This is a genomic window from Limnohabitans sp. Rim8, from assembly GCF_945901735.1.
Lineage (GTDB): Bacteria > Pseudomonadota > Gammaproteobacteria > Burkholderiales > Burkholderiaceae_C > Limnohabitans_A.
In genome coordinates, this window is sequence record NZ_CAMDLM010000017.1 from 73,921 (window position 1) to 82,347 (window position 8,427).

General features: G+C 61.2%; 8 protein-coding genes. 3 read left to right on the forward strand and 5 right to left on the reverse strand.

The genetic code is table 11. From position 1 onward, the window contains the following. Positions 1-184: 184 nt before the first annotated feature. Positions 185-2,695, forward strand: coding sequence for a DNA internalization-related competence protein ComEC/Rec2 (locus Q0O99_RS10170; RefSeq protein ID WP_293751016.1), 2,511 nt, complete (start codon positions 185-187; stop codon positions 2,693-2,695). A 37-nt stretch (positions 2,696-2,732) separates the two neighbouring features. Here the strand turns inward: Q0O99_RS10170 and xth are convergent, their stop codons facing one another. Genes xth through Q0O99_RS10185 form a run of 3 tightly spaced genes read right to left on the reverse strand, consistent with a single transcriptional unit; the run spans position 2,733 to position 4,845 of the window. Beyond that, positions 2,733-3,515 (reverse strand): exodeoxyribonuclease III, encoded by a 783-nt coding sequence (gene xth / locus Q0O99_RS10175; protein WP_293751018.1) that lies wholly within the window; start codon positions 3,513-3,515, stop codon positions 2,733-2,735. Beyond that, positions 3,512-4,006, reverse strand: coding sequence for a dihydrofolate reductase (locus tag Q0O99_RS10180; protein WP_293751020.1), 495 nt, complete (start codon positions 4,004-4,006; stop codon positions 3,512-3,514). The genes xth and Q0O99_RS10180 overlap by 4 nt, the downstream gene beginning before the upstream one ends. Beyond that, on the reverse strand, positions 4,006-4,845 hold the full coding sequence (locus Q0O99_RS10185) for a thymidylate synthase (RefSeq protein WP_293751022.1): 840 nt from the start codon (positions 4,843-4,845) through the stop codon (positions 4,006-4,008). Before Q0O99_RS10185 ends, Q0O99_RS10180 begins: the two co-directional genes overlap by 1 nt. Before the next feature lie 71 nt (positions 4,846-4,916). Here Q0O99_RS10185 and Q0O99_RS10190 point away from each other — a divergent pair, with 71 nt between their 5' ends. Then, positions 4,917-5,723, forward strand: a complete 807-nt coding sequence (locus Q0O99_RS10190) for a peptidylprolyl isomerase (RefSeq protein ID WP_293751024.1) — start codon at positions 4,917-4,919, stop codon at positions 5,721-5,723. Between the two features lie 18 nt (positions 5,724-5,741). Here Q0O99_RS10190 and Q0O99_RS10195 read toward each other — a convergent pair whose 3' ends face one another. After that, positions 5,742-7,184 carry an FAD-binding oxidoreductase gene (locus tag Q0O99_RS10195; protein WP_293751026.1) on the reverse strand — a complete coding sequence of 481 codons (1,443 nt, stop codon included), beginning with the start codon at positions 7,182-7,184 and terminating at the stop codon, positions 5,742-5,744. A gap of 39 nt (positions 7,185-7,223) precedes the next feature. Then, the gene (locus tag Q0O99_RS10200) at positions 7,224-7,592 is read right to left on the reverse strand and encodes a DUF2069 domain-containing protein (RefSeq protein ID WP_293751028.1); all 369 of its coding nucleotides are present in this window, start codon (positions 7,590-7,592) and stop codon (positions 7,224-7,226) included. 84 nt (positions 7,593-7,676) lie between these two features. Here Q0O99_RS10200 and Q0O99_RS10205 point away from each other — a divergent pair. Further along, on the forward strand, positions 7,677-8,427 hold a 751-nt coding region (locus tag Q0O99_RS10205; RefSeq protein ID WP_293751030.1), incomplete at its 3' end, for a YihY family inner membrane protein.

The window sequence follows — 8,427 nt, forward strand, 5'->3', positions numbered from 1 at the left end:
TTCGGCGCTGATCACAGCGCCGGTGTTTGGATTGTCGCCGAAACGCATTCGCCTGCAGATCAAGACAAAGGGCATGAGACCTGTCTAAACTGATGTAAAAAGTACGCTCATCATCCCGCCGAGCGATTCTTGCTACCCGCCCATTCAAGGAAGCTGTCATGAAGCTCATTTCAAGCCGGCCCCCATGCCCAAGCTTCACGCGCCGGGTTTGTCCATGAGCGCGCGCACGGGGCACGGGTGGTTTTGGGGCCTCGTGGCATGGTGTGCTGGGATCGCGCTGCAGCTGCAGCAACAGTCGCTTTGGGCCTTGTCGGTTTATGCGGCCATGGTGTCTTTGGCGTGTGGCGCGGGTTGGTGGGTCCACCGCCAAAAACCGACCTTTGGGGCCAGAACCCTGGTGGCGTGGGGCGTCTTGGTCTGTCTCTCGTTTGCGCTCACGGGTCTGCATGCGCTGTCGCGGTCGCTGGCCATCGACCCCGCGCTGGAGGGGCAAGACTTGGATGTGGTGGGTGTGGTGCAAGCCATGCCCCAGCGGCAAGACGTGGGGTGGCGTTTTCGTTTTCGCATCGAGCAGGCCTGGTGGGTTGAAAAATCAGGCCAAAGACAACAGTTGGACTTGGACACCGATCTGCCTTCTCAGGTGTATTTGGGGTGGTATGGCCATGAGGGCCACAACGACAGTGGATGGCATTTGTCGGCATTGCCCGAGCCGGTGAAGGCGGGCGAACGATGGCGACTGCGTGTTCGGCTGAAAGCGCCGCATGGCCATTTGAACCCCAGGGGCTTTGACTACGAGCTGTGGCTGTGGGAGCAAAACATTCGCGCCACCGGGTATGTCCGAACTGGCGTCAAAGACCCGAGCCCTGAGCGGCTGGCCAGCACAGGGCGTCACCCCATAGAAGGCTGGAGGCAGGCGGTTCGGGATCGTTTACTGACCCATCTGGCCGCGCTGCCCGGGGGGGCGGCGTCTGCCCAGCACAGTGGCGTGGTTGCCGCTTTGGTCACGGGCGATCAGGCGGCCATCGAGCGAAGCGATTGGGACCTTTTTCGGGCCACCGGGGTGGCCCATTTGATGAGCATTTCAGGTCTGCATGTGACCATGTTTGCCTGGTTGGCTTCGCTGGTCGTGGCTTGGGGCTGGCGCCGATCGGCGCTTTGGGGGTTTGCTGGGGCCTTGCGGTGGCCCGCCCCGCAGGTGGGGGCGTTGGCAGGGCTGGTGCTGGCGGGTTTTTATGCCTTGTTCAGCGGTTGGGGGGTGCCCGCGCAGCGCACGATGTGGATGCTGGCGGTGGTGGTGGTGCTCAAACTGTCGGCCCGGCTCTGGCCTGGGCACTTGGTCTGGGCTTTGGCCGGGGCGGTGGTGCTGACCTGGGACCCTTGGGCCATGTTGCAGCCGGGCTTTTGGCTCAGTTTTGTGGCTGTGGGGATTTTGATGGCAACGGGCCAGGTCTGGGAGCCGGGGCAAAAGCCAGAGGGGGCCAGTGCTTGGATGGGACGGGCTGGGGCATTGCTTCGGGAGCAGTGCATTGTCACAGTCGCCTTGGCACCGCTGGGCTTGTTGTTTTTTGGGCAGGTTTCTTTGGTGGGCTTGCTCGCCAATTTGCTGGCCATTCCCTGGGTGACTTTTTTGGTCACGCCATTGGCCATGCTGGGGGTGTTTTGGTCGGGCGCTTGGGAGTTGGCGGTTTGGGCCTTGCAGCCACTGTCGATGGTGCTGACCTGGATGGCTTCATGGCCCATGTCCTCGGTGTCACTGGCCATGGCGCCTTGGGCGCTGGCTGCATTGGCGCTTCCAGGCGCCGTGGTGCTGGTGCTCAAAGCGCCCTTGTCTTGGAAGTTGCTTGGCCTGCCGCTGCTGTGGCCCGTTCTTTTTTGGCAAGCGCCCAGGCCTGCCGCGGGTACTTTTGAGTTGCTGGCCGCTGATGTGGGTCAGGGCAATGCGGTGCTGGTGCGAACCGCTCTGCACAGCTTGCTGTACGACGCAGGGCCGCGTTATTCATCCGAAAGTGATGCAGGGCATCGGGTGTTGGTGCCCTTGTTGGCCCAATCGGCTGAACGCTTGGATGTGTTGATGCTCAGCCACCGTGACAGCGACCACACGGGTGGTGCAGCCGCCGTGTTGTCGATGCCGCCTCAAGCGGCGCTGTGGTCTTCTTTGGAAGATGAGCATGCTTTGCACAGCCTGCGGCCTGGTTGGACGCGCTGCCAAGCCGGGCAATCTTGGGTCTGGGATGGGGTGCTTTTTGAGATCCTTCATCCGCCTGCGCAAGCCACAGGCATGCCGCTGGACAAAAAAACCAAGCCCAATGCGGTCAGCTGTGTTCTGCGCATCAGCCACGGCACAGCCTCGGCTTTGTTGGCGGGTGACATTGAGGCCCCGCAAGAGTTGGCCTTGGTGGCGTCTGGCCTTCAGCCCGTCAACCTGCTCTTGGTGCCACACCATGGCAGCAAAACATCGTCCACTGGCCCATTCATCGAAGCCTTGAAGCCCCAAGTGGCCGTGGTTCAAGCCGGCTACCGCAACCGCTACGGCCATCCGGCAGAGCCTGTAGTTCAGCGTTACAGGGCGTTGGGCATAAAGCTGGTTGAAAACACCCGCTGCGGCGCTGCGCGCTGGGTCAGCTCAAAACCCGAAGCGGTGCACTGTGAAAGGGATTGGGCTCGGCGGTATTGGCACCACACCGTGCCTCCCTGATCCGAGGCAAGGGGCCCTGATCCTGATGGTCAGCAGCTCAGGCGGACAGCGTCAGCACCACAGGCGTGTGGTCGCTGGGTCGCTCGTTTTTGCGGGGGGTGCGGTCGATCACGCAGGCGCTGGCGCGTGCTGTGAGGGCTTGCGAAATCAAGATGTGGTCGATGCGCAGGCCCCGGTTGCGGCGAAAGCCAAACTCGCGGTAGTCCCACCAGCTGTAGCTTTTCTCTGGCTGCTCAAACAGCCTGAAGCTGTCGGCCAGGCCCAAATCGGTCAGGGCTTGCAGCTTTTCACGTTCGGCCACGGTGCAGTGGATGGTGCCCGCCAGGCCCACCGGGTCCCACATGTCGAGTTCGTCAAAGGTGATGTTGAAGTCGCCCGTGAGCACGAGGATCGGGTGCTTTTGCATCTCGCTTTGCACCCAGTCGCGCAGGGCATCCAGCCAGCGCATTTTGTAGACAAACTTGTCGCTGTCCGGTGCTTGGCCATTCGGGAAATAAGCGCCGATCACCCGCACCGTGCCCCCCGCCTCATCGGGGTAGGTGGCGGCGATCACACGGGACATGTCGTCTTCAAAGCCAGGGATGTTTTTCACCACATCGCTGCCTGCCGCCTTGGAGATCAGCGCCACGCCGTTGTAGGTTTTTTGGCCAAACCACTGGGCTTGGTAACCCGCCTCGGTGAAAGCTGCCACAGGGAATTTGTCGTCCGTGAGCTTGAGTTCTTGTAAAGCCAGCACCTCGGTCGGGTTGGCGGCCAGCCAGTCCAGCACTTGCGGCAGACGCACGGACAAGGAGTTCACATTCCAGGTGGCAATTTTCATGGCTTGATGTTGTGTTGGTAGGTGACGAAAGCAAAGCCCAAGCCGCTCGTCGTGGTGTGCTGTTCGCGTTGAACCTCTTGCCACTGGGCGCCCAGTTCGGGCGCGAAGGCGTCGCCTTCAAAGTCTGCATCGATCTCGGTCACCACTGCCGTACAGGCCAAGGGCTCGGCTTGGCGGTAAATCTCGGCACCGCCCATGATCCATGCATCGGGCACATCGCTGCACAGGCGCATGGCGTCTCCAATCGATGCTGCACGCAGTGCGCCATCGGAACGCCAGTCGCTTCGGCGTGTGACGACGATGTTCAATCGCCCTGGCAGCGGTCGAAAACGCGAAGGCAGCGAGTCCCAAGTCTTGCGGCCCATGATGACCGGCTGACCGAGCGTGACGCGCTTGAAGTGCGCCAAGTCCTCGGGCAGGTGCCAGGGCATTTGGTTGTCTTTGCCGATCACGCCGTTGCGGGCTCGGGCATAAATGAGGTGCAGCTTCATCAGACCGCGACAGGGGCCTTGATGGCCGGGTGGCATTCGTAACCCAGCACTTCGAAATCCTCGAATTCGTAATCCAGTATCGACGAGGGCTTGCGTTGGATGTTGAGCGTCGGGTAGGCCATGGGGGTACGGTTCAGCTGCAACTCAACCTGTTCGTGGTGGTTGCTGTAGATGTGGCAATCGCCGCCGGTCCAGATGAAGTCACCCACGTCCATGTCGCACTGCTGCGCCACCATGTGCGTCAGCAACGCATAGCTGGCGATGTTGAAGGGCACGCCCAAAAAGATGTCGGCGCTGCGCTGGTACAGCTGGCAGCTGAGTTTGGCTTTTTCGCCGGGGTTTTGCGCAGGGGCCACATAAAACTGGAAGAACGCATGACAAGGCATGAGCGCCATTTGGTCCAGTTCGGCCACGTTCCAAGCGCTCACGATGATGCGGCGCGAATTGGGGTTGTTTTTGAGCGTGTCCATGACCTGCTGAATCTGGTCGATGTGACCACCGCCGGGCGTGGGCCAGCTGCGCCATTGCACGCCATAAACCGGACCCAGCGACCCGTCTTCGCGGGCCCATTCGTCCCAGATGGTGCAGCCACGTTCTTGCAGCCATTTCACATTGCTGTCGCCGCGCAAAAACCACAGCAGCTCCACGATGATGGCGCGCAAAAACACCTTTTTGGTGGTGACCAGCGGAAAGCCCTCGTTCAAATTAAACCGCATTTGGTGGCCAAACACGCTGCGCGTGCCGGTACCGGTGCGGTCACCTTTTTGTACGCCCGTCGTGTAAACGTGGCGCATGAAGTCTTCGTATTGGCTGCGAATGGGGTGGGTAGGGGTGTTCATGACCGTTGAGTTTAAGGCACGAATAAGCGCTATGCTTAAGGCTTGATTGCATTGATTTTGAAGGTCCAAACATGGCTTTTTTTCGTCTTGGTTTTATTGAATGCTTGTGCTTAGGCGCCGGTTTTTTGCTGTCTTTTGCCGTACAGGCCGCCGACACCCCTGTGGCCGTGGTCAACGGTGTGTCGATTGCTGCACGCTTGATGGACCGCAACGTCCAGGCCAATGTGGCCCAGGGCCAAAAAGACACGCCCGAGTTGCGTACCGCGCTCAAGCAAGAGCTGGTGGCGCGTGAGTTGATGGCCCAAGAGGCGCAAAAGCGGGGCCTGGACAAGTTGCCCGCCACGCAAGACGCATTGACTGCGATGCGCCAAAACCTGCTGATTGACTTGGTGTTGAACGACGAGTTCACCAAAAACCTGATTGCCGAAGCCGAGCTCAAAGCCGAGTACGAGCGCCAGGTCCAGGCCTTGAAGTCTGCGGGAGATTTGCAGCAGTACCAAATTTCGACCATCGTGGTGTCGTCAGAGGCCGATGCACGCACAGTGATGACGGCGGTGCGTGGCGGTCAGGCGTTTGACGCCTTGGCCAAGACCCGGTCGATGGATCCGAGCAAAGACAAGGGGGGTGAGCTGGGCTGGTTCTTGCCCGACCAGATCGCGCCCGCCATCTCCAATGTGGTGGTCAACCTGGCCCCGGGCGCGGTGTCGGCCGCCCCGATCCAGGTCGGTCCTTACTGGCATGTGGTCAAACTGACCGCCAAGCGCCCTTACCAGGTGCCCGGCTTTGACGAGAGCAAAAACCTGGTGCAAGCCGCCGTGGTGCAAAACCGCCGGGCTGCTTTGCTCAAAAAACTGACCGACGCGGCGGTGGTGAAGTGATGGCTGAAGCTGGGCACTTCAGCCCAGCACCCGCCCTGGATTGAGCAGGTTCTGAGGGTCAAGCGCTTTTTTCACGGCCCGCATCATGGCGAGAGCCGTGGGGTCTTTGTACAGCGGCAGCTTGTTCACTTTTTGCTCGCCCACGCCGTGTTCGGCGCTGATCGAGCCGCCAAAGCGTTTGACCTGGTCGAACACCAGGGTGTTGATCTTGTCTTCACATTCGCGCAAAAAAGCTTTTTCATCGGCGCCTTCGGGCGCCTGCACGTTGTAGTGCAGGTTGCCGTCGCCCAAGTGCCCGAAGTCCACCATGCGCACACCAGGTACCTCCAGCGCCAGCAAGGCATCGGTTTCGGCCACAAAGGCCGGGATGAGAGAGACCGGAATGCTGATGTCGTGTTTGATGTTCAGGCCCTCTTGCACCTGGGCCAGGGTGATGCTTTCGCGGATGTGCCACAGCCCTTTGGCTTGCGTCAGGTTTTCGGCGACCACGGCATCGGTCACGCAGCCGGCTTCTAGGGCAGCTTCGAGCAGGGCTTCAAACTGTCCCCGAGCGTGGCTTTCGCTTTCGCTGTCGGAGTTTTCCAACAGCACGCACCAAGGCGTTTCTTGCCACAAGGGCACACGCAGCTGCGGGTAGTGTTTGTCGACCAAGCTCAACGCGAACTGGCCCATGACCTCAAAGCCTGTCAGGCCTGGCCCCAGGCGCTGGTGCGCCAGACCCAGCAGCTGCACGGCCGCTTCCATGCTGGGCACGGCGGCCCAAGCGGTCAACTGCGCCGCGGGTTGGGGGTACAGCTTCATCGTGGCGGCGGTGATGATGCCCAGCGTGCCTTCGCTGCCGATCATCAGGTTGCGCAGGTCGTAGCCTGTGTTGTCCTTGCGCAGCCCGGTCAGGCCGTGCCAGACCTTGCCTTGTGCGGTGACGACTTCCAAGCCCAGGCACAGCTCGCGGGTGTTACCGTAGCGTACGACTTGCGTGCCGCCCGCGTTGGTGCCCAGGTTGCCGCCGATGGTGCAGCTGCCCTCGGCGCCCAGGCTCAAGGGGAACAAAAAACCGGCGTTTCCAGCGGCGGTCTGCAGGTTTTGCAGCACACAACCGGCTTCCACGGTGATGGTCAGGTTGGCCGGGTCGATGGCGCGCACGGCGTTCATGCGCGTCATGCTCAGCACGATCTGGTTGCCCGAGCCGTTGGGCACGCCGCCCACCACCAGACCCGTGTTGCCGCCTTGGGGCACGATGGGCGTACTGGCCGCCGCGCAGGCTTTGACCACGGCGGCCACTTCTTGCGTGTTGCCGGGGCGAACCACGGCAAGCGCTCGACCCTTGACGCGTTTGCGCCAGTCTTGCTCCCAGGGGCTCAGGTCAGCGCCGGGGTCGGCGTGGGTGAGCACGTTGGCATGACCACAAAGGGCGCGCAGTTGCGCGATCAGGGCGGTTTGGGAAGGGGTCAGATCGGTCATGGCAGTCACAAGTGAGTAGACAGGCTGTGGCGGTGCCGCTCAGTCGCGGGGCACAGGCACAAAGTTGCCCGTGGCTTTGGCGGCCTTGAAGCGGATGCGCACATGCAGCGCGCACGCCACAAACAAGGTGGTGCACAGCAAGGTTTGCAGCGCGGCCAGCCCTGAGGACGGCCAGGCATCACCCCAGGCGCGCACCACGCCCTCGGTGAAATACAGCCACACCAAAAGGCTGACCCAACGGTAGGTGTACATGCGGTTTTTCAGCAAACCTGCCACTGGGATGCACAAGGGCAGCACTTTGATGGCCCACCAGCTGCCCCCCTCGCGTAAAGGGGCCAGCAAGATTTCCCAAGCCAGGCCCAGCACGATCAGGCCCAGCAAGCTGCCCACGGCCAACCAACGCGTCATGTCCAGGCCCGCTGGGGCTGTTTCTTGGGGGGGGAGGGGGGAGATTTCGGGGTTCGGATTCATTGCGATGGCATCATACCGGGCATGCAAACAACCTTGTCCAAGACCGGCCTGCGCGAACACACCCGTTTGTGGTGGCAAGAGCTGTCGGATTTTCCCTGGCGACAAATGGGCGGCGTTTTGGCCGAACGCTTTCGCGACGCGCGTTTGGGGCTCAGTGCCAGTTCGCTCACCTTCACCACCGTGTTGGCCTTGGTGCCCTTGTTTGCGCTGGGTTTGGCGGTCTTTTCAGCCTTTCCCATGTTTGGCAAGTTCCAAGACATGATCCAGCGCTGGCTGATCGAAAGTCTGGTGCCCGAAAGCATTGCCCGGCAGGTGCTCAGTTACCTGACCCAGTTTTCGCGCAAAGCCAGCCGTCTGGGCACAGCGGGTCTGGCGGCGGTGCTTTTGTCAGCGGTTTTTCTGATGGTGACGATCGAGCGTACTTTGGGGCAGATCTGGCGGGTGCAGCGGCAGCGGCCCTTGCCGCAAAAGGTGTTGCTGTATTGGTCGTCCATCACGCTGGGGCCTTTGCTGCTGGGGGCGAGTCTGGCCATCAGCTCGTATGTGGTCACGGCGTCGCGGGATGTGGTCAATGTGCTGCCCGGCTCGGTGCGCTGGGTGCTCGACAGTTTTGAATTTTTGCTGCTGACCGCTTGTGTGAGTGGCTTGTATTTTTATGTGCCCTACACCCGGGTGCGTTGGCGACATGCCATCACCGCCGGTTTTTTGGTGGCCGCGTCGCTCGAGTTGGCCAAAAAAGGCATGGCCTTTTATCTGCTGGAAGTGCCCACCT